Below are 21,109 nucleotides of genomic sequence, written 5' to 3' on the forward strand. Positions count from 1 at the left end.
GATCAGACCTCACTCTGCGGCGTAAAACAGGGGGGAGGATACGGTGTCAGAGGCAACATCAGGCACGCCCCGACGCTGGACATTGACCCGCGCCTCATCAAGAAGACCGCGAACCTGCTGGATGGTATCGCTGGCCGCAGCCAGATCCTGCAGGATCCACCGGTTCCCCCAGACCCCGCCCCAGCGGTCCTCAAACCCGCTGCTGACCCCTTCTGCCGCCACTTCCAATGCCAGCAGCATCCGCTCCAGAGCCCGGATCCGGTCTGCCGGTGACAGCAGATCAAGAAAAGCCATCCGCACGCGGACAACCGTCCGCAAAACACCGCCTGCCCCTTCCAGCGGGGCGGTCATTGCCCGCAGCAGCAGGCGTTCCGCCAGTGGCCCCGGCACATAGCCCGAATCCCCCTGCTGTGGCACTGCCGGACGCAGCCCGCCAGAGCGAACCAGCCCCTGCACCAGATGCCAGACCACATCCGCACAGGGCAGAGCAGGCAGATCCAGCGTTTCCAGCGCCGCGGCCAGATCCTGCGCCGTCACTTCACCCCGCCGCGCCATCCCGAGAGCCATCAGAACAATCAGGTCCGGAGCCCATCCGGCGGCAGATCCGACTCGCGGGGCACCACTGCCCAGCCACAACGGAGGGGCGACAGTCTGCCCATCATAAAGATCCTGTATCGACATTGCGGTTCTCCCGGGCCTGACCCAGACCGATAATTGCAAATGACTTGCAATTGCATATCGTGTTTTTGCCGACCCGGCAAGGAGGAACCGATGACCAAAGACAGAACCTTGACCACAGCCCCCGAAGAGCGCAGCATGACTCTGACCTCTGATCACTGCGTTCCCCTGCCATAGCGGACTGACGGTTCTTCCGCAGGCCGTTGCGGCGCAGGGATTTGCCTCTGAATGATGCCGGTCACAGCACAGCCCCGCGACTCCGGTCTAAAACCCCCGGATGGTCGCTGTGTTCTCTTCCCCAGCTTTCCGTTGATTTTTCACGGTTTCGCCACAGTTGCCCGGTTGTTTCGCCACGATCCGCAGGCAGTGTCGCCCCATCGGCAGCACCGCATAGCGGCTCCGGCTCTTCCGGCCCCTGACAGCGGTAATACCGGTCAACCCTTGCGAAGGATTCGCATCGACCCAATATCTCACCAGCGGGCCGCCATTTCTGTGCAGTCCGCCTCCCACTCACCCCTGGCCCCCCTCCCCCAGACCAAGAGGTGACATCATGTCCGACGTTCTGACCCCGATCCGCCCCGCCGCCCTGCGAGCAACCCCGCGTCCCGGAATCCGCCGCAGTGTTGCTCATGTTCCGGCCCCGGTGCTGCGCCCGCTCCCCCAGAAGCGGGTTGCTCCGGCCCCGGACCTGACGCTGGATGACCTGCTGTCTGACCCGCTGGTCCAGCTGGTGATGGAACGTGATGGTGTTGGCCCCGAAGAGGCCCGTGCCGCCTTCCGCGCCGTGATGCCGTCTTCCTCAGCGCTCTCCGCCTGCTGCTGAACAGGCAGAACACTCTCTCCCCATCCCTTCCCGCGCTATTTATCCTCAGCCTGCGTCATTACAGTATCCCTTGCTTTTACTCAGGATATTCAGCACCCTAAATGCACACGCAGAAGGGTTGGATTAGGGAAGGCACAACCCCTGCGAACACCACAGGAGAGTGGGGGAGAGTGTTTATGTCTATCTGTACTCCTGACGCCCGAACCGGGCGGCCAGCAGGGCGTGCTTTGCGTGCCCTGCTGAAATCGTTAACACTGATGACGGGCCTGCTTGGTCCCGCCCTGCTCAGCACCCCGGCTGCCGCAGCGCAGCCGACAGCCCCTGACTTTCAGGCGGCGCAGTTCTGTACCGGGCCGAATGCCGCCAAAAATGCGGGGGAACCGGTCTGGAAGACCTTGTGCTATGACGGCAAGGTCACCCTGCAGAACTATAATTCCCTCGACAGCATCGGCCGTCGTCTGGTCTCCGGCCTCGCGTGGCGGGCCGTGCAGGATCTGACCGGGATGCAGGATCCCTTACAAAGCGGTCAGCTGTACGGTGGCGATCAGATGGCAGGGGTGATCCTGTTCCTGCTCGCCGGGGGGCATCTGGGCTGGGCCCACGATGTCGCCAGCTTCAGCGAAGATATCCGTATGACCGGCCCGGTTTTTCAGGGGCAGGGTTTTGACACCCACCAGCGGGTACGGGTGTTCTATTCTGACGCCGTGGTCAAATGGCTGCAGAACGGCCGCAAAGGCGACATTCCCGATGGGGCAATGATCGTCAAGCAGATGTATGGCTCTGACCCGCTGGACACCACCTACGGCGCCGACCGCACCGCCGGGTGGGCCATCATGGTGCGCAACAGCAAGGCCAGTCATGACGGCTGGATGTGGCAGCTTATTTTCCTGCCCAAGGGCCCGCCGTTCAATGCGCCGACCCTGTTTTCCTACGCCCAGCCGGGGGATAACTTCTGCCTGAGCTGTCACGCCGCCGCAGACAACAAGCAGGTGACGTTCTCAAGCCTGCAAAACCTGCAGGGGGCCGCGCAGCAGTACAGCTGGATCTTTCAGGTTCAGCCCGGCGTCTTCGCCACCCCACAGGCCCCGACCCCGACCCCGCCGTCGCCGCCGTCGCTGACCCCTGCGGGACAGTCGCTGTTCTCTAAGACCCTGAGCCAGATGCAGGCCGCCGGTCTGAAGACCGCGGCGGACACGTCCGGCCTGAACGGCAAGACCCTGCCTGACCGCCTTGGCACCCTGCGCGGTGACTTTGACCGGTATCTCGGCCTCAGCGAGGCGGACCGCCATACCCGCCTGAAGACGCTCCTGGCCCAGTCCCCGGAGCTGAAGGACCTGACCGGCCAGATGCAGGGGGGGCAGATTCCGTCCTACCTGCTGCCGCTGGTTGACAAGCTGATCGGCGATATCGGCCTGCTGCTGAAGGGTGAAATCGGCCCGGCCCTGAACAATGTGGTCGAACTGTATCTGCGGGCGATCCTTGAAGGGACACCCGTTCCCCCACTGCCCGAACCGAACCCGGCCATCACGACAGCCTTCCCGAAGACCCCGACCCTGCCGAAGTCGCAGGCGGACATGGCCTGGCTGCCGCTGGACTTCATCTTCTCCCACACGCCGGCGCTGCCGGCAAAACTGCCGGAAAACGTCTGTAAGGCCCATCAGGGGGCGGATGGGGCAGTCCCCTTCCCGACCACCTCGTTGCTGGCCGCCAGCGGCAATGCCGCCAAGACCGGACCGCGCAACACCAGCACCAAAATGGTCGATTGCCGTGATGTCTACGTCACGTCCGACAACTGTAACGGCTGCCACTGGAGTTACGTGCTGCAGAACAACGCCCAGCCGTCGATGACCACCATCGATCAGGCGGGGGTTGACCCGAAAGATCCGTCCAAGACCAAGATGTGGGACATTTCCCCCTATGGGGAATGGAGCGCGTCGATGATGGGGCTGGCGGGCCGTGACCCGATCTTCCATGCCCAGATCGCCTGGGAAGCCAAGCGCCACCCGGATCTGGCCGATCAGGCCGGAAACTTCTGTACCCGTTGCCATCAGGCCGGAGCCCAGCGCCAGTTCCATCTTGATAACGGGCAGGATGCCGCAGAAAACCTGCCGGTGATCTTCCCCCCGGATCAGAAGCCGAAGGGGCCGCTGTTCTCCACAGCCTACACCTATCTTGAACCGAAACAGACGATTGATGCCGCCACCAAGTACGGGGCTCTGGCCCGTGACGGGGTGACCTGCACCATCTGCCACCAGATTGAAGCCGACGGACTGGGGACGGAAGCGTCTTTCACCGGCAACTTCAAATACCCGGATCATCCGGGGCTGGTTTACGGGCCGTTCGCGACCGAAGACATCAAACCCTATCTGATGGAACAGGCCATCGGCGTCAAACCGGTGCATGGCCCGCAGATGAAGGATTCGGCCCTGTGCGGATCCTGCCACACCGTCATCACCCCGGTGGTGACCGAACATCAAACCGCCAACAAAGAATACCGGACCGCCTATGAGCAATCGACTTTTGTCGAGTGGCTGAACAGCTCGTTCTCAGGCCGGACCGGCACACAGGGCCAGAGCTGTCAGGATTGCCACATGCCGTCGCGTCTGCCGGATGATCCGGTTGACGGCACAGCCAAGCCCCTTACGGAAATCATTGCCAACGTTGAAACCGCGTGGCTGCCCCCGCTGGACAACCGGGCCCCGGATGCCGCGATCACCCCGGAACCGAAGAAAGATTTCCGCCGTCATACCCTGCTGGGCCTGAACCTGTATGCCAACATGATGTTCCAGCAGTTCCCGAACCTGCTGGGCAACAGCAGCCAGCCGCTGGGCCGTGTGCCCAACGGGCAGCCGGCGCTGGTGCTGGCACAGAAGGAAATCATGACCTTCGCCGAAAAGATGACCGTCGATGTCGGCGTAAAATCCGGCGGTACGGTCAGCGGCGGCAACGCCTATGACGTGACTGTGGTCAACAAGACCGGCCACAAGTTCCCGTCCGGGGTCGGCTTCCGCCGGGCCTACATCCTGTTTGAAGCCAAGGATGCCGCAGGTAATGTTCTGTGGGCTTCGGGACGCACCAATGCGGCCGGTCAGCTGACCGACCAGAACGGTGTGGTGCTGGAAAACGAAACCACCTCTGACCCGCTGAAGATCCTGACCGGCGATCCGCTGATCACCGGCCAGAATCAGGCCTATCTGTTCGAAGAGCGGATTGCCACCCCGGTGAAGGGGCTGCAGGCGGCCAAGGGCCCGCAGGAACCTGACCTGCGGACCATGCGTCTGACCACCTCGTTCCTTGAGGTGGCCTATGAGGCCAAGGATACCCGCCTGCTGCCGAAGGGCTGGTCCCCGACCGGCCCCTATGCAGACATCACCCGGCCGTGGCTGCTTGATGTGCAGAAGGCCCGGCACGTTCCGCTGCCGGTCGGCGATGACCCGGCCAGCCGCACCATCCGCTATGTGGTGCCGTCTGCTGCCGGTTCTGTCGCCACCGTCACCGCGACGGTCTATTACCAGTCGATCCCGCCGTACTATCTGCAGGAACGCTGGGAATACGACACCCCGGAAGCCCAGCGCCTGTACTACATGGTCGCCCACCTCAACACGGAAGGAACCCCGATTGAGGGCTGGCGTCTGCCGCTGGTGTCCGCATCCCTGACCACAGGCCGTTAAGGCCATATTCCTGAACACTCCTGAAGGGGAGCCTCCGCCGGTGCGGAGGCTCCCTTTTCTTTGGACTGATCCCGGCTATAGTCAGGGCATGCTGCATGTCATCATCCCCACCCTGAACGCCGGAACGGGACTGACCCGGCTGCTACCAGCCCTGCACAAAGGCGGGGTGGCGCAGATCTGGGTGGCGGACGGCGGGTCAGACGATGCGACCCTTGCCAGTGCCGGGCACTGTGGAGCCCGGATTCTCTCTTGCCCACCCGGGCGGGGCAGACAGTTGAGTGCCGGAGCCGAGGCTGCCCTGCAGGCCGGGGCCGGCTGGCTGCTGTTCCTGCATGCTGACAGCACACTGCCGGAGGGATGGGCCGACCTGCTGACCGATCACCGCCTCCGCTTTCCCGGCCATGCCGCCGCCTTTGCCCTACGCTTTGACGACCCTCACCCACTGGCCACCGTGATCGCCGGGGCCGCCACCCTGCGCAGCCGCTGGCTGGGGCTGCCGTGGGGGGATCAGGGGCTGTTCCTCTCGGCCTCCCTGTATCGGGCCGTCGGAGGGTACCGCCCCCTGCCCCTGATGGAGGATGTCGATCTGGTCCGGCGGATCGGCCGCCGTCAACTGCGCCTGCTGCCTGCCGCCCTGACCACCGGGGCGGACCGGTACCGCCGTGATGGCTGGATCCGCCGCCCCCTGAAAAATGCGGCCCTGCTGCTGCGCTATGCTTTGGGGGAAGACCCGCGCACTCTGGCGGACCGGTACCGCCGATGAACGACACCCCGAGCCTGATCCTGTTTGGCAGACGCCCCCGCTATGGGGCGGGAAAATCTCGGCTGGCCCGACGCATCGGGGCTTTGGCCGCCCTGCGGTTTCAGCAAGGGCAACTGACAGTCCTGCTGCACCGGTTCAGCCGGGACCGGCGCTGGATCACCCGGCTATGCCTGACCCCGACCCCGGAGTCGCTGCGCCTGCCTTCCGGCCTGCCCTGCCATCGGGTCCCGCAGGGGCGGGGGGATCTGGGGCAGCGGATGCTGCACGCCCTGCGCACAGCCCCGGGTCGGGGGCCGGTGGTGCTGATCGGCACGGATATCCCCGCAGTCACCCCGGATCACATCGCCGCCGCCCTGCGCGCCTTGCGTCAGGCCGATCTGGTCTTTGGCCCGGCAGAGGATGGCGGATACTGGCTGATCGGCTGGTCACGCCGCCGCCCCCTGCCCCCACAGGCCCTGCGCGGGGTCCGCTGGTCTACACCGCAGGCCCTGACCGACAGCCTGCACAGTCTGGGGCCGCATCTGCGGATCGCCCGGGGGGCAATCCTTCCCGATGTGGATTTTTAAGCCGCATAAAGAAGTCATAAAAATCCGGCCCCAGAACCGTATCGATCCTTAACGGTCAGCGGCGCGACAGTGCCTCCGTAGAGCCGGGACAGACCTCCCGGCATTTGACGATGGAGGGACCCCGTGTCCGATCTGCTGTTCACCGGCCTGCTCGCCGGTTTCTTCGGGGCGGCGGCGCTGCTGATGCGCCTGTGCGCCCGGATCTGAAGGGAAGGCGGCAATGACGTTTTCCGACGATCCGCTCGGCCTTGCCCTGACGGCGGCCACTGCACTGGGGCTGGCAGCCTATCTGCTCTATGCCCTGTTCCATCCCGATCAGTTCTGAGGACACACCATGGACGCCAACGGCATCCTGCAGATTGTGGTGTTCGTCGCCCTGATCTGCCTGCTGACCCCGGTGATCGGCGGGTATATGACCCGCGTATACGATGGCCGCATCACCGCCCTGCGCTGGCTGGAACGCCCGCTGTACCGCCTGTGCGGCACCACCGATACAGAAGATCAGCACTGGACCCGCTATGCCGGGACTCTGCTGCTGTTTACTCTTGCGGGGGCCCTGCTGCTGTATGCCCTGCAACGGGTGCAGGGGCTGCTGCCCTTCAATCCTGCCGGTCTGGGCGCCGTTGCCCCTGATCTGGCTTTCAACACCGCCGCCAGCTTTGCCACCAACACCAACTGGCAGTCTTACGGCGGTGAAACCACCCTCAGCTATCTGACCCAGATGGCCGGGCTGACGGTCCAAAATTTTGTGTCCGCCGCCAGTGGCATGGCGGTTGCCGTTGCCCTGATCCGTGGCTTTGCCCGCCGGTCTGCCAGCGGCATCGGCAATTTCACCGTCGATCTGACCCGTTCGGTTCTGTACGTCCTGCTGCCCCTGTGTGTCGTCGGGGCCCTGGCACTGGTGGCGCTGGGCGTGCCCCAGACTCTGGCCCCTTATGCCGAAGCCACGACGCTGGAAGGGGCAAAGCAGACCATCGCCCTCGGCCCGGTGGCCAGCCAGATGATGATCAAGCATCTGGGCACTAATGGCGGTGGCTTCTTCAACGTCAACGCCGCTCACCCGTTTGAAAACCCGAATGCGCTGACCAATCTGATTCACATGACCGCGATTTTCCTGATCGGCGCGGGCCTGACCAACACCTTCGGGCGGATGGTCGGGGACATGCGGCAGGGCTGGGCGCTGTTTGCCAGCATGGGTATCCTGTTCCTGATCGGGGTCGCCGTCGCCTATGGGGCCGAATCAGCAGGAAACCCGGCCCTGACCGCCATCGGTGCCGATCAGGCCCTCAGCCCGTGGCAGCCGGGCGGTGCGATGGAGGGGAAAGAAGTCCGCTTTGGCATTGCCGCCTCTATGCTGTTCTCCGTCGTGACCACCGCAGCCTCCTGCGGGGCAGTGGTGGCCATGCACGACAGCCTGATGCCGCTGGCCGGAATGGTACCGCTGGTCAACATGATGCTGGGTGAAGTGATCATCGGCGGCGTCGGGGCCGGGCTGTACGGCATGATGCTGTTCGTCCTGCTGGCGGTGTTCATCGCCGGGCTGATGGTCGGACGGACCCCGGAATATGTCGGCAAAAAAATCGAGGCGCGGGAAATCACGCTGGCGATGCTTGCCGTTCTGGCCTTTCCGGCCTGCATCCTTGGCCTTGGGGCCACCGCACTGCTGCTGGGGGCCGGATCTTTGCAGGATGCCGGACCACATGGCCTGAGCGAACTGCTCTACGCCTATGTCTCCGCCACCGCCAACAACGGGTCTGCCTTTGCGGGATTTGGGGCCAACACCGTGCTGCACAACACCCTGCTGGGCCTGGCCATGCTGATCGGGCGGTTTGCGGTGATCGTGCCAGTACTGGCCATTGCCGGAGCGCTGGCGGCCCGCCGTCCGGTGCCGGTCTCTGCCGGGACTTTCCCGACCCACTCCGGCCTGTTCATCACCCTGCTGACACTGGTGGTGGTGATCATCGGCGGTCTGACCTTCTTCCCCGTCCTCGCCCTCGGGCCGCTTGCCGAGCATCTTTCGCTCGCTGCCGGACTTCTGTTCTGAGGAAATGATCATGTCCTCCTCCCATACTGCTGGCAGCCAGCCCAAAGGGCGCGGTCTGTCGTGGATCACCCGGCGGGTGCTTGCCGACGCGGCCGTTGATGCGGTCCGCAAGCTGGATCCCCGGTCGCTGATCCGTAACCCGGTGCTGTTTGCCACCGCAGCCGTTGCGCTGGTCTCAACAGTCCTGACCCTGCGGGAGACCGCTCATCTGGCGGTGATGATCCAGATCAGCGCATGGCTGTGGTTCACCGTCCTGTTTGCCACCTTTGCCGAAGCAATCGCGGAAGGCCGGGGCAAAGCGCAGGCTGACAGTCTGCGCCGCACCCGCAGTGACGTGCTGGCCCACCGCCTGCCGACGGCTGAAGCCGTCAGCGGCGACTCCGTCCCCGCCCACCTGCTGCGGGCCGGGGATCTGGTGGTCTGTCAGGCCGGGGATGTCATCCCCGGGGACGGTGACGTCATCGCAGGCATCGCCACGGTCGACGAAAGTGCCATCACCGGCGAATCCGCCCCGGTGATCCGCGAATCCGGTGGCGACCGCAGCGCCGTCACCGGGGGGACCCGTGTGGTCTCTGACCGCATTGTCATCCGCATCACCGCCAATCCCGGCGACAGCTTTCTCGACCGGATGATCCATCTGGTCGAAGGGGCCAAGCGTCAGAAAACCCCGAATGAAATTGCCCTGACCATCCTGCTGGCCGGTCTGACCCTGATTTTCCTGATGGTCGTCGCCAGCCTGCCGGTGTTTGCCGCATGGTCAAAAGCCGATATCCCGCTGGTCTTTCTGGCGGCCCTGTTTGTCACCCTGATCCCCACCACCATCGGCGGCCTGCTGTCAGCCATCGGCATCGCCGGGATGGACCGTCTGGTGACCTTCAACGTCATCGCCAAATCAGGCCGGGCCGTTGAGGCTGCGGGAGATATCGACGTGCTGCTGCTGGACAAAACCGGCACGATCACACTGGGGGCGCGACAGGCTGCCGAGTTTCTGCCGGTCGGTGGCGCGGGTGAGCGCGAACTGGCCGAAGCGGCGTTTCTGTCCTCGCTCGCCGATGACACCCCGGAAGGGAAGTCCGTGGTGGCTCTGGCCCGCAGCCGGTTCGGCTTCACCGACCCCACCCGCGACGGCATGACCTTCCTGCCCTTCAGCGCCCAGACCCGGATGAGCGGCGTCAGCCTGAGTGGCATCAGCTGGGGTGGGGTGATGACAGCGGTCAGCGAAATCCGCAAAGGGGCCGCCGACGCCATCCTGAAAGCCATTGCCGAGCGGCGCGCCCTGCCCGCCGCCCTGATCCGGGATCTGACAACAGCCGTTGAGCGGGTCGCGAAAGCCGGAGGCACACCGCTGGTGGTCGCCAGAGATGACCGCCCGCTGGGGGTGATTTACCTGAAGGATGTCGTTAAACCCGGCATCCGTGAACGGTTCGCCACGCTGCGGGATATGGGCATCCGGACCGTGATGATCACCGGGGATAATCCGTTGACTGCCGCCGCCATCGCCGCCGAGGCCGGGGTTGATGATGTGCTGGCCGAAGCTACCCCGGAAAAGAAGCTGGATCTGATCCGCGAGTATCAGCAGGGCGGACGGCTGGTTGCCATGTGCGGCGACGGGTCGAATGATGCCCCGGCACTGGCACAGGCCGATGTCGGGGTGGCAATGAACACCGGAACACAGGCCGCTCGGGAAGCCGGGAACATGGTCGACCTCGACAGCGACCCGACCAAACTGATCGAAATCGTAATGATCGGCAAACAGCTGCTGATGAGCCGGGGATCCCTGACCACCTTCTCCATCGCCAACGATGTGGCGAAGTACTTCGCCATTATCCCGGCCCTGTTCATCCCCGCCTATCCGCAGCTTCAGGCCCTGAATGTCATGGGTCTGAGCAGCCCTCAGTCTGCGGTGCTGTCGGCAATCATCTTCAACGCCCTGATCATCATTGCCCTGATCCCGCTGGCCCTGCGCGGGGTGCGGTACCGCCCGGCCAGCGCCGCCGCCCTGCTGAAGCGCAATCTGCTGATCTACGGCCTTGGCGGACTGATCGTCCCCTTCGCCGGAATCAAGGTGATTGACCTAATCGTTACCGCCCTGGGCCTTGCCTGAGCGAATAAAAGGAGAGTCTGCAATGCTGTCGCTTCTGCGCCCTGCCCTGGTCCTGACCGGTGTGATGACCGTGGTGACCGGGCTGGCCTATCCCCTGGCTGTCACCGGACTGGCGGAGACCCTGTTCCCCCGGCAGGCCGGGGGAAGTCTGGTCCATGATAACGGTACCGTCATCGGATCAGACCTGATTGGCCAGACCTTTACCCGGCCCGGCTATTTTCAGGGCCGCCCCTCTGCCGCCGGAACCGGCTATGACGCCGCCAATTCCTCCGGGAGTAATCTCGGCCCCAGCAGCCGACCGCTGGTGGACGCGGTGGCAGAGCGGGTGAACACCCTGCGCGCCGCCAATCCGGACGCCCCGGCTCAGGTCCCGGTGGATCTGGTCACCGCCTCGGCATCCGGGCTGGATCCGCACATCACCCCGGCAGCCGCCCTGTGGCAGGTCCCGCGTATCGCCAGAGAACGCCGTCTGCCAGCGCCTGCCCTGCGTGACCTGATCCATGAGATGACCGAAGGCCGGGATCTGGGCCTTCTGGGCGAACCCCGGGTCAACGTCCTGCGCCTGAACCGGGCGCTGGATGCGCGCTGGCCCCTGTCCTCCTGACCGACACGTGGGCGGTGCCCCGTGCACCGCCCACCCTTTCGGAGACCCGCCATGCCCCGCCCTCTCCACCCCTTGCCCATCCTGACCGCGCTGTCCCTGCTGCTGGGGGCGGTCCTGCTGATCCCCCGCCACCCGGTGGACCGTACGCTGCCGGTTCTCCAACCAATCCTGCATCCGCCACCGGTCCCGCTGTTTCATGCCACCTTACCGCCGGGCAGTGATACCCTGACCGCCGCCGACGCCCTGTTGCAAAGCCGGGAAATTGCCGGTCTCCGCCATCTGGACCGGCTCGCCTTACAGCAACAGGTGCGGACTCTGGCGGGCTGTGACACCATTGATGCCTGTGGCCTGACCCCTTTAAGCGCCACAACTCTGAACACCCTGCTGCACACCCGCTTTCCGGCGGCGCCCCATCCCTGAGAGTCCCGTCCCCGATGCCAAACCCGTCTGATCTGCGCCCGTCCCCTGATGCCCTGCTGGCCGAAACCCGGAAGGAGCAGCGGGGACATCTCAAAATATTCCTCGGCGCGGCCCCCGGTGTCGGCAAAACCTTCGCCATGCTGTCTGCCGCTCATGAGAAGCTGCGCGCCGGGCTGGATGTGGTGGCCGGGGTAATCGAACATCATAACCGCGCCGAAACGCAGGCCCTGCTTGGTGGCATGCCAATCCTGCCACTGAAAGAGATCAGCCACCGGGGACGCACCTTTCCCGAGATGGATCTGGACGGACTGCTGGCCCGCCGCCCGGCACTGGCGCTGGTTGATGAATTTGCCCATTCCAACGTACCGGGCAGCCGTCACGTCAAACGCTGGCAGGATGTGCAGGATCTGCTCGATGCCGGGATTGATGTCTACACCACCCTGAACATCCAGCATCTGGAAGGGCTGAACGATGTGGTCGAACGCATCACCGGCATCAAAGTGCGGGAAACCGTGCCGGACGGGGTGTTTGCCGCCGCAGACGCAATCGAGCTGATCGACCTGCCCCCCGACGATCTGATACGGCGGCTACAGGACGGCAAGGTTTATGTGCCCGAGCAGGCCCGGCGGGCCATGCACAATTTCTTTTCCCCCGCGACCCTGACCGCCCTGCGGGAAATGGCCCTGCGCCACGCCGCCGAGCGGGTTGACCGCCAGATGGTCGATTACATGCGGGCCCATGCCATCAGCGGCCCCTGGCCAAGCCGGGAACGGGTGATGGTCTGCATTGCCGCCGGAGATGCCGCCGAACGGCTGGTACGGATCGGTAAACGGTCCGCCGAGCGGCGCGGATCAGCGTGGTCAGTGGTCACGGTGGAAACACCGGCAGCTCTGCACGCCTCCCCCGACCGTCAGGCTGCCCTGAATGCAGCCCTGCGGCTGGCTGATCAACTGGGCGCAGAGACACGGACCCTGCACGGAACGGACGTCGCCGCCACCTTGCTCGACCATGCCCGCACCACCAATGTCACCCTGATCGTCACCGGCCGCCCCGCCCCGTCGCCGTGGTCAGGCCTGTGGCCGTGGTCCCGCCCGCTGGCAGACCGATTGCTGGCCACCAGCGGGGACATCAACATTCTGGTGGTCCCCCCCGGGGGCGGGAAAGCAGGGGGACAGGCCGCAGCAGCCGACACCTCTCCGTCTGACCCGGTGCCACCCTTCCCGTGGCGGTCGGCCCTGCTGACCGTCGCGGCAACCGCCGGAGCCAGCCTGCTGGGCGGTGCCATTGATCATTTCGACTGGCCTCTGGCCAATATCTCGGTTGCCTATCTGATGGCGGTGCTGCTGGTGGCGATCCGGGCCGGGCAGACCCCGGCTATCCTGACGTCACTGGCCTGCTTCTTCAGTTTCAACTTCTTCTTCACAGAGCCGCGCTACACCTTCGCCATTACCGACAGCCAGAATATTCTGACCGTTGTCTTTTTTCTGCTGGCTGCGGTGGTGGTCAGTAAGCTGGCAGCCCGGCTGCGGACGCAGGTGGACCGGCTGCGCGAAAATGCCCGCCGGACGGAAACCCTGTATGCCTTTGGCCGTACAGTCAGCGCCGCCGTCACTCAGGACGACGTGCTGTGGGCGGTGGCCCATCACGTTGCGGCCACCCTGCCCGGCCGGTCGCTTGTGCTGATGCCGGAACCGGACGGAGGACAGGCAGGCCTGCGGATTGCGGCCGGATACCCCCCGGAAGACCGGCTGGACGACGTTTCCGCCGCCGCCGCCCAGTGGGCCTGGAGCAACGAACGCATTGCCGGGCGCGGCACCGCCACCCTGCCCGCCGCCGGATGGCTGTTCCTGCCGATGAAAACCGCACGGGGTGGGATCGGTGTTCTCGGGGTCCGGCAGGACAGCGATCTGCCCCCGCCGCCGGACCAGCGCCAGCTGCTTGATGTGCTGGCCGATCAGGCTGCCATCGCCATCGAACGCACCATGCTGGTCAGCGATATCGAGACCGCCCGGGTGGCAACCGAGCGGGAACGGCTGCGTGCGGCCCTGTTGTCGTCCCTATCCCATGACCTGCGGACCCCGCTGGTTTCGATCATGGGCGCGGCCTCCAGTCTGATCAGTTATGGTCCGACACTGACCGACCCCCAGCGCGGTGAGCTGTCCCAGACCATTCTTGAAGAAGCGGAACGGCTGAACCGCTTTGTCCAGAACCTGCTCGATATGACGCGGCTGGAAGCCGGAGCCCTGCGCCCCCGCACAGACTGGGTGGATCTGCAGGATGTGATTGACGCCGCCCGCCGCCGCGCCGCCCGCCTGCTGAGCCGCCACACGGTCCGCGTCACGGTGCCCCCGGCCCTGCCTCTGGTCTGCCTCGATCCGGTCCTGATGGAACAGGTACTGTTCAATCTTCTGGATAACGCCCAGAAATACTCCCCCGATGGCAGCACGATCAGCCTGTGGGCCAGCCACAGCGGAACAGAACTGACCCTTGAAATCAGCGATCAGGGTCCGGGGATCCCGGCAGAAGACCGGGACCGGGTGTTTGACATGTTTTACCGGGTGGATCAGACAGACCGGCAGTCTGGGACCGGACTGGGTCTGGCAATCTGCCGGGGCATCGTCACCGCCCATGGCGGCACCCTAACCGCAGACAGCGGCCTGAATGGGGTTGGCGCCAGCCTGATCCTGCGGTTACCTATGCCGGATACACCACCCGGGGTCCCGGCATGAACGCCCATCTTCTTGTCATCGACGACGAACCGCAGATCCGCCGGTTCCTTGGCATTTCCCTCACGGCCAACGGCTATCGGGTCAGCGAAGCCGATGGGGCCACCAGCGGCATCACCGCCGCCCGCGATCTAAAACCCGACCTGGTGGTGCTGGATCTGGGCCTGCCGGATGGGGACGGACAGGACGTGATTTCCGCCATCCGCAGTTTTTCAGACTGCCCGATCCTGATTCTGTCGGTGCGGGCGGACGAGTTTGACAAGGTGGAAGCCCTTGACCGTGGAGCCAATGATTACATGGTCAAGCCGTTTGGCATTGCCGAACTGATGGCCCGCCTGCGGGCCCTGCTGCGCAGCCGGTCCCCCGGCCCGTCCAACGACAGCCTGAGTCTGGGACCGGTCAGTCTGTCCATGACCCGACGGGTGATCCGCCGGGACGGAGAAGAAATACACCTGTCAAAGCGGGAATGGGATCTGCTGGCCTGTCTGGCGGCAGCCCCGGATCACGTGCTGACCCACCGTCACCTGCTGCGCAGCGTGTGGGGCCCGGCCCATGTCGAGGATACGGCCTATCTCCGGGTCTACATAGGACAGCTGCGGCAAAAGCTGGAAGAGGATCCGGCCAACCCCCGGTTCCTGCTGACAGAACCGGGGATCGGCTATCGCCTGAAGACCGGAGACGAGGCGTAAACGCCCGACAGACAAAACTCGAGGCGTAAACGCCCGACAAACAAAACTCGAGGCGTAAACGCCTCAGGCCCGCGGGCGGCGGCGGAAGGTCAGATATTTCGGGGTCCGGCCCTCCCGGTGGGCCTTGGCCTCATAGCGGCTTTCGATCGCATCCGGCCAGCGGGTCCGCCAATCCTCCGGCCCGGAGACCAGCCACTCAAAGTCCGGATGAACCGGGGCGACGGTCAGCGTATGCCGGATATAGGTCATATCGTCAGAGGCCACCCGGAAGATGGCATTGTCCTTCATCACCCGGGCCAGAACATCAAGGTTCCACGGGTTGACGAAGCGGCGATCCGCGTGCCGGGTCTTCGGCCACGGATCGGGGAAAAGCAGAAAAACCTTATCCAGACAGGCATCAGGGATCTCCTTCAGCCACGGACGGATATCCTCACCATAGATCCGGATGTTTTCGACACCCTTTTCATCAATGTGCTTCAGCAGCTTGCCGATCCCGTTGACGAAGGGCTCCGCCCCGATCAGCCCGATGTCAGGGTGCGTATCTGCCTGATGGGCCAGATGCTCACCGCCCCCAAAGCCGATTTCCAGCCAGACTTCCTGCACAGGACGAGGAAACAGGCTTTTCAGATCCACCGGGATCTCTGCCTCTCCCGCCAACGGCAGGCGCAGACGCGGATACAGCGTTTCCATCAGCGCCTTCTGACCAGCCTTCAGGGCTTTACCCTTACGGCGCCCATAAAAACGGGTGTCGATCACGGGGGTGGTTTCGGCAGTTTCAGCGGGCAGAACGGGCGTCTTGGACACGGCAAAGCCTCTGGGACAGGAAGGGAGCCATAAAGCACAACGGCCCCGGCAGATCGCTCCGCCGGGGCCGGTTGTTTTTCGGGATTAAGCCCCGAATTCGGACTTCAGCGCGGCGACCAGATCAGTCTTTTCCCACGAGAAACCACCATCGGCCTCCGGGGTACGGCCAAAGTGACCATACGCGGCGGTCCGGGCATAAATCGGCTTGTTCAGGCCCAGATGCTCACGGATACCACGCGGGCTGAGGTTCATCAGTTCCGGCAGGATCTTGGCCAGCTTGCCTTCATCAACCCGGCCGGTGCCGAAGGTGTTGACGTACAGCGACAGCGGCTTCGAGACGCCAATGGCGTAAGAGACCTGAATCAGGCACTTTTCAGCCAGACCGGCGGCAACCACGTTCTTCGCCAGATAGCGGGTGGCATAAGCGGCAGAACGGTCAACCTTGGTCGGATCCTTACCGGAGAACGCCCCGCCACCGTGCGGAGCAGCGCCGCCGTAGGTGTCGACGATGATCTTGCGGCCGGTCAGACCGCAGTCACCATCGGGGCCACCGATGACGAAACGACCGGTCGGGTTGACGTAGAATTCATCTTCCGGGCACATCCAGCCTTCCGGCAGGGTTTCCAGAACATGCTTCCGCACCAGTTCACGGATTTCCGCCTGATCGGCATTGACGGCATGCTGAGTGGACACCACCACCGAAGTGGCACCGACCGGCTTGCCGTCAACATAGCGCAGGGTGACCTGCGACTTGGAGTCCGGGCCCAGCAGGGTGTTGCCAGCATGGCGGGCTTCAGCCAGAGACTTCAGGATCCGGTGGGAATACTGGATCGGGGCCGGCATCAGTTCCGGGGTCTCATCGCAGGCATAGCCGAACATGATGCCCTGGTCGCCGGCGCCTTCGTCCTTATTCCCCAGAGCGTCAACGCCCTGCGCAATGTCAGAGGACTGGCTATGGACGTGGGAGATAATCTCCGCATCCTTCCAGTGGAAACCGTTCTGTTCGTAACCGATCGCCTTGATCGCCTCACGGGCCTTCTGCTTGAAGGTTTCGTGATTCAGATGATCCGGACCGCGGACTTCACCGGCCAGAACGACAAAATTTGTCGTCGCCAGTGTCTCGACAGCAACGCGCGCATACGGGTCAGCTTCAAGGAACAGATCGACGATCGTATCGGAAATACGGTCACAGACCTTATCCGGATGCCCTTCAGAAACCGACTCGCTGGTGAAAAGGTAGTCTTTAAGCGCCACCTGATAATCCTCCGTCGCAGGGATCTGCATGACGCCCCCAGCCGACTGCGCTGACAGACCGGCCTTGGCGATGAACGAACAGGGGCGACCGGGACGACAGTACCCCGGTTTTCCCCAAATTTAACTGGCAGGGAGTATCGGAAATATGCGCACGACGCAAGCCCCACAGCGCAGCCGCCATGGTGATGTGCGTATATTATCAGGCTGGATCATACCTGCTCGGCATCATCCCGGACCTCTTCAGACCAGGTGTCGTCTCCCGACGGCACCCGCCCCGGAAGCCCAAGCCCCGGAATAACGGCCAGCGTCCGCGTCAGGTCGTAGATCCGGCGGCGGACGACCGGGTCGGTGATCCGGTTATAAGCCCGGACCAGTTCCAGCACCTCCCGGTGACCGATATCCCCCTGGGGATCTGCCGGGTCCGGGGGGATTGTGTCACGGACAAACCCCGGCCCTTCGCCGTCCCCTGCCGTACTGTCCACCAGCTGACGGGGGGACGACCGGGCGACCGCCTCATTCATGTTCTCAAAAAAGTACCCGACCGGCGCCCCCAGAACACGGCTGAGATCCCACAGCCGGGACGCACCGATCCGGTTGATCCCGCGCTCATATTTCTGCACCTGCTGGAAGGTCAGGCCCAGAGCATCCCCCAGCCTTTCCTGACTGAGACCCAGCAGCATGCGCCGCAGCCGCACCCGGCTGCCGACATGCACATCGACCGGATTGGGCGCGCCGTCCGGCAACCGTCCACGGGCGGACCGACCCACATCATCATCCTGTACCACGTCACCCTCTCTCAGCCCCTGTCCCGGCAGACACAGGCACCGGGGAAGTTCAGGCGCTTACAGTCAAACCCGACTCTCGAAGGCGACCGTAACGGAGTAAATCGTAAGTTCAATAATCAACCGGGAGAGGTTGTCCGGTCAGGCACAGTTTTGGTCAGCCTTGGTCTGTACGGACAATATTTCGCCTAAGGAGTGCAGCCATCACCAGCGATACGAAAGATAACCCTAAGGCACCCCAGTTTCCGATCCGGCTGAACAGGGTCGGCTCAACCGAAAGAGGTAGATCCGCATCAGTATATCCGGCAACATCCAGACCGATCCGCGCCGTAGTCCGGCCATAGGCATCAATGACGGCCGAGACGCCGGTATTGGCCACCCGCACCACCGGCAGCCCTTCCTCCACCGCACGCAGAACGGCCGTATCAAGATGCTGGAACGGACCGGTGGAGACCCCATACCAGCCATCATTGGTCAAATTCAGCAGCCACTGCGGCCGATGGGCAGGATCAACGACCGCTGCGGGGAAAATCACTTCGTAGCAGATCAGCGGCCCAACCGGCGGCAGACCCGGCAAATCCAGCGTCCGGGGACCGGGGCCCGGCGTATAATCCGTACTCCCGACCGTCACTTTCGGCAACGGCAATACGGATTTATACGGGACGTACTCACCAAACGGGACCAGATGCGCCTTATCATAGGTACCCGTCACGGCCCCGGACGGATCCAGCGCCATCATCGCGTTCCAGATCCGGAACGGCTCCTGCCCGACCGGCGTCGCCCGGATCGCGCCGACAATCAGACCCGCTGCCGGATTGCCGGGCTGATGGACGTCCAGCGGACGGGCCATGATCTGCCGCAGAACAGCATCATTCTGCCCATCCAGCGCATAGGGGACCGACGTTTCCCCCCACAGAATGTGAGTCGGTGGGCGATCCAGCGCCGGCAGCTGGGACAGCCCAAGATACCGGCGCAGATTGTCATCACGGGCTTCAGCGTCCCATTTCATGGTCTGAGGAATATTCGGCTGTACCAGCCGCAGCCTCACCCCGTCGACCACAGGCGACGGGCCGGATGGCAGGCGAACCCAGCCTGCGACGGCCACAGCGGCAAGCCCGGCAAAGGCCATGACAGAGACCATGCGGCCAAAGGCCGGGGCCCCGGCCACCAGAACGGTCAACAACGACAGACCAAAGACACCGATCACCGAGGCCGCCTGCAACACCGGCCCCACCGGTGCCCAGACACTGCCCAGAGGATTCCACGGGAACCCGGTAAACAACAGGCCCCGCAGAACCTCCATCACCGTCCACAGTCCCGCCAGCGCCAGCAGCCGCGCCACGCCATGCAACCGCAGCAGATGGACCCCCAGCGCGGTCAGGCCGGTATACACCGCCAGAACAGCGCTCAGGCCGCCGATGGCAAAGGGCACCATCCAGCCGAAGCGGGCGGCATCCAGCAACAGGGCATTGGCGATCCAGTATAGCCCGCAGACAAAATACCCAAAGCCGAAGCCCCAGCCGATCGCAAAAGCCGTCCGCCGCCGGTCCGCCCCTTCCAGCAGGATCAGCCACACCGGAAAGGTGATCAGCAGCACCGGCAGAACAAACAGGGGCGGCAGAGCCAGAACGGAAAGCGCCCCGGCAAGGATGGCAGCACCAAGCCTCCGCCACCCGGTCAGGGGGCGGAGGCGGTTACGCAGCGGACAAAGAAACACTTAGGCACCTTCAACGGTGGCGGGGGATTGCGGCAGGTTCCGGACCCGCAGACGGCGGATATGCCGGGGATCGGCATCAACCACCTCAAACTCCAGACCGCTGGCGTGGGTAATCAGTTCCCCCCGCAGCGGCACCCGTCCGGCCAGACGGAACACCAGACCACCAAGGGTATCGGTGTCCTCTTTGTCTTCATCGGAGAAGACGACGCCAAACCGGTCTTCAAAATCTTCCAGCGCAACACGGGCGTCGGCGGTCAGGGTGCCGTCACCGGTCAACAGCATTTCCGGTTCGCTGTCGTCATCGTGCTCGTCCTCGATCTCACCGACGATCTGTTCGACCAGATCCTCAATCGTCACCAGACCGTCGATGCCACCGTATTCGTCAACCACCAGCGCCATGTGGGTGCGCTTCAGCCGCATTTCCACCAGAAGATCCAGCACCCGGATCGCCGGTGACACGAACATCACCTTCCGCATCAGGTGCCGCAGATCCATGGTCTGACCACGGGCAATCACCGGCAAAAGATCCTTGATCAGGATCATGCCGACAACATCATCCAGAGTTTCCCGGAAGACCGGCACGCGGGAATGCCCGGTCCGCCCTACCTGCTCCGCCACATCCGCCAGCGGAGTGCTGACGTCAATCGCGAAGATATCCGCGCGTGGGATCATGATGTCATAGGCAGTGGTATCCCGCAGGCGCAGGATATTGCCAAGCAGCAGCCGCTCATGGCTGTCGATTGCTTCGGCGTCGTCGTCCTCGATCAGTTCTTCGAGGGCTTCGCGGACGGCGTCATCGCCACCGCGCCGGGAACCCGGAATCAGCCGCTTCAGCAGCGACATCAGGGAACCGGAGTCGTCGGCCCCGCTATCGCGGGGCTTCCTACTGGAAGAGTCGTCGTTCATTGGCGCTCTTGATGAATGAATGCGGGATCGCGGCAACCATACTAGCGGTCATCGTCGACGGCGACAACCTCACCGTCAGCATAAGGGTCGGAAATTCCCAGACGGGCCAGAATTTCCACCTCCAACGCCTCCATCTCTCCGGCCTCTTTTTCGTCCTGATGGTCAAAGCCCAGCAGATGCAGGGTGCCATGGACCAGAAGATGGCTGAAATGGTCGCTGAAGGATTTTTCCTGCTCCGCCGCCTCGGCCTGTGTGGTTTCGAAGGCGACGATGATGTCCCCCAGCACTTCCGGCTCGCCGGGAAGCTGAGGCATATCCTGATCGCGGCTGGCAAAAGACAGAACGTTGGTCGGCTTGTCCTTGCCCCGGTAATCCCGGTTGAGATCCCGCACAGCCGCATCGGTGGTCAGCACCACGGAGACTTCTACCGGGTCCTGCTCTCCGGCCATTTCCAGCGTGGTCCGCACCACCCGGTCAACCAATGCATCAAGCACCGGAATCGCCTCTTCCCAGCGCGGATCTTCAACGGTCAGGGCCAGATCGAGAATTTCGTCCATC

18 protein-coding genes are annotated in these 21,109 nt (G+C 63.8%); 11 read left to right on the top strand and 7 right to left on the bottom strand.

Features of this window, described 5'->3' with window-relative positions:
• Window positions 1-9 precede the first annotated feature (9 nt).
• Window positions 10-681 carry a hypothetical protein gene (locus tag G365_RS0107465; protein WP_019644886.1) on the bottom strand — a complete coding sequence of 224 codons (672 nt, stop codon included), beginning with the start codon at window positions 679-681 and terminating at the stop codon, window positions 10-12.
• Between the two features lie 547 nt (window positions 682-1,228).
• Here G365_RS0107465 and G365_RS20710 point away from each other — a divergent pair.
• The 11 genes from G365_RS20710 to G365_RS0107525 all read left to right on the top strand — a co-directional run bounded on the left by G365_RS20710 (window position 1,229) and on the right by G365_RS0107525 (window position 15,088).
• Window positions 1,229-1,501, top strand: coding sequence for a hypothetical protein (locus G365_RS20710; RefSeq protein WP_019644887.1), 273 nt, complete (start codon window positions 1,229-1,231; stop codon window positions 1,499-1,501).
• Between the two features lie 257 nt (window positions 1,502-1,758).
• Window positions 1,759-5,172 (top strand): cytochrome P460 family protein, encoded by a 3,414-nt coding sequence (locus G365_RS0107475; protein WP_169545081.1) that lies wholly within the window; start codon window positions 1,759-1,761, stop codon window positions 5,170-5,172.
• A gap of 88 nt (window positions 5,173-5,260) precedes the next feature.
• Entirely contained in the window at window positions 5,261-5,935 is a 675-nt protein-coding gene (locus G365_RS0107480) for a TIGR04283 family arsenosugar biosynthesis glycosyltransferase (RefSeq protein WP_019644889.1), read from the top strand.
• Window positions 5,932-6,501 (top strand): TIGR04282 family arsenosugar biosynthesis glycosyltransferase, encoded by a 570-nt coding sequence (locus tag G365_RS20715; RefSeq protein WP_019644890.1) that lies wholly within the window; start codon window positions 5,932-5,934, stop codon window positions 6,499-6,501. The genes G365_RS0107480 and G365_RS20715 overlap by 4 nt, the downstream gene beginning before the upstream one ends.
• Window positions 6,502-6,721: 220 nt before the next feature.
• Entirely contained in the window at window positions 6,722-6,826 is a 105-nt protein-coding gene (gene kdpF, locus G365_RS23475; protein WP_019644891.1) for a K(+)-transporting ATPase subunit F, read from the top strand.
• Between the two features lie 9 nt (window positions 6,827-6,835).
• Window positions 6,836-8,545 carry a potassium-transporting ATPase subunit KdpA gene (gene kdpA / locus G365_RS0107500; protein ID WP_019644892.1) on the top strand — a complete coding sequence of 570 codons (1,710 nt, stop codon included), beginning with the start codon at window positions 6,836-6,838 and terminating at the stop codon, window positions 8,543-8,545.
• Between the two features lie 4 nt (window positions 8,546-8,549).
• Complete coding sequence (kdpB, locus tag G365_RS0107505; RefSeq protein ID WP_019644893.1) at window positions 8,550-10,649, top strand: potassium-transporting ATPase subunit KdpB; 2,100 nt, start codon at window positions 8,550-8,552, stop codon at window positions 10,647-10,649.
• A gap of 22 nt (window positions 10,650-10,671) precedes the next feature.
• Complete coding sequence (kdpC, locus tag G365_RS0107510) at window positions 10,672-11,253, top strand: potassium-transporting ATPase subunit KdpC (RefSeq protein ID WP_019644894.1); 582 nt, start codon at window positions 10,672-10,674, stop codon at window positions 11,251-11,253.
• 51 nt (window positions 11,254-11,304) lie between these two features.
• Window positions 11,305-11,673 (top strand): hypothetical protein, encoded by a 369-nt coding sequence (locus tag G365_RS0107515; RefSeq protein WP_155976178.1) that lies wholly within the window; start codon window positions 11,305-11,307, stop codon window positions 11,671-11,673.
• 14 nt (window positions 11,674-11,687) lie between these two features.
• A complete protein-coding gene (locus tag G365_RS0107520) occupies window positions 11,688-14,402 on the top strand; it encodes a sensor histidine kinase (RefSeq protein WP_019644896.1) in 2,715 nt (904 codons plus the stop codon).
• Window positions 14,399-15,088, top strand: a complete 690-nt coding sequence (locus G365_RS0107525; RefSeq protein ID WP_019644897.1) for a response regulator — start codon at window positions 14,399-14,401, stop codon at window positions 15,086-15,088. The genes G365_RS0107520 and G365_RS0107525 overlap by 4 nt, the downstream gene beginning before the upstream one ends.
• 63 nt (window positions 15,089-15,151) lie before the next feature.
• Here G365_RS0107525 and trmB read toward each other — a convergent pair whose 3' ends face one another.
• From trmB to ybeY, 6 genes are all read right to left on the bottom strand, one after another.
• A complete protein-coding gene (gene trmB / locus G365_RS0107530) occupies window positions 15,152-15,892 on the bottom strand; it encodes a tRNA (guanine(46)-N(7))-methyltransferase TrmB (RefSeq protein ID WP_019644898.1) in 741 nt (246 codons plus the stop codon).
• A gap of 84 nt (window positions 15,893-15,976) precedes the next feature.
• Window positions 15,977-17,146, bottom strand: a complete 1,170-nt coding sequence (gene metK / locus G365_RS0107535; protein WP_026345175.1) for a methionine adenosyltransferase — start codon at window positions 17,144-17,146, stop codon at window positions 15,977-15,979.
• 209 nt (window positions 17,147-17,355) lie between these two features.
• On the bottom strand, window positions 17,356-17,913 hold the full coding sequence (locus tag G365_RS0107540; protein WP_245554715.1) for a helix-turn-helix domain-containing protein: 558 nt from the start codon (window positions 17,911-17,913) through the stop codon (window positions 17,356-17,358).
• Window positions 17,914-18,085: 172 nt separating this feature from the next.
• Entirely contained in the window at window positions 18,086-19,645 is a 1,560-nt protein-coding gene (gene lnt / locus G365_RS0107545; RefSeq protein WP_019644901.1) for an apolipoprotein N-acyltransferase, read from the bottom strand.
• The gene (locus G365_RS0107550) at window positions 19,646-20,551 is read right to left on the bottom strand and encodes a hemolysin family protein (RefSeq protein ID WP_026345176.1); all 906 of its coding nucleotides are present in this window, start codon (window positions 20,549-20,551) and stop codon (window positions 19,646-19,648) included. It lies immediately after the preceding gene.
• Window positions 20,552-20,592: 41 nt separating this feature from the next.
• On the bottom strand, window positions 20,593-21,108 hold the full coding sequence (gene ybeY, locus G365_RS0107555; protein ID WP_026345177.1) for an rRNA maturation RNase YbeY: 516 nt from the start codon (window positions 21,106-21,108) through the stop codon (window positions 20,593-20,595).
• Between the last annotated feature and the right edge of the window lies 1 nt (window position 21,109).

This window comes from Novispirillum itersonii subsp. itersonii ATCC 12639 (assembly GCF_000381985.1).
GTDB lineage: Bacteria > Pseudomonadota > Alphaproteobacteria > Rhodospirillales > Rhodospirillaceae > Novispirillum > Novispirillum itersonii.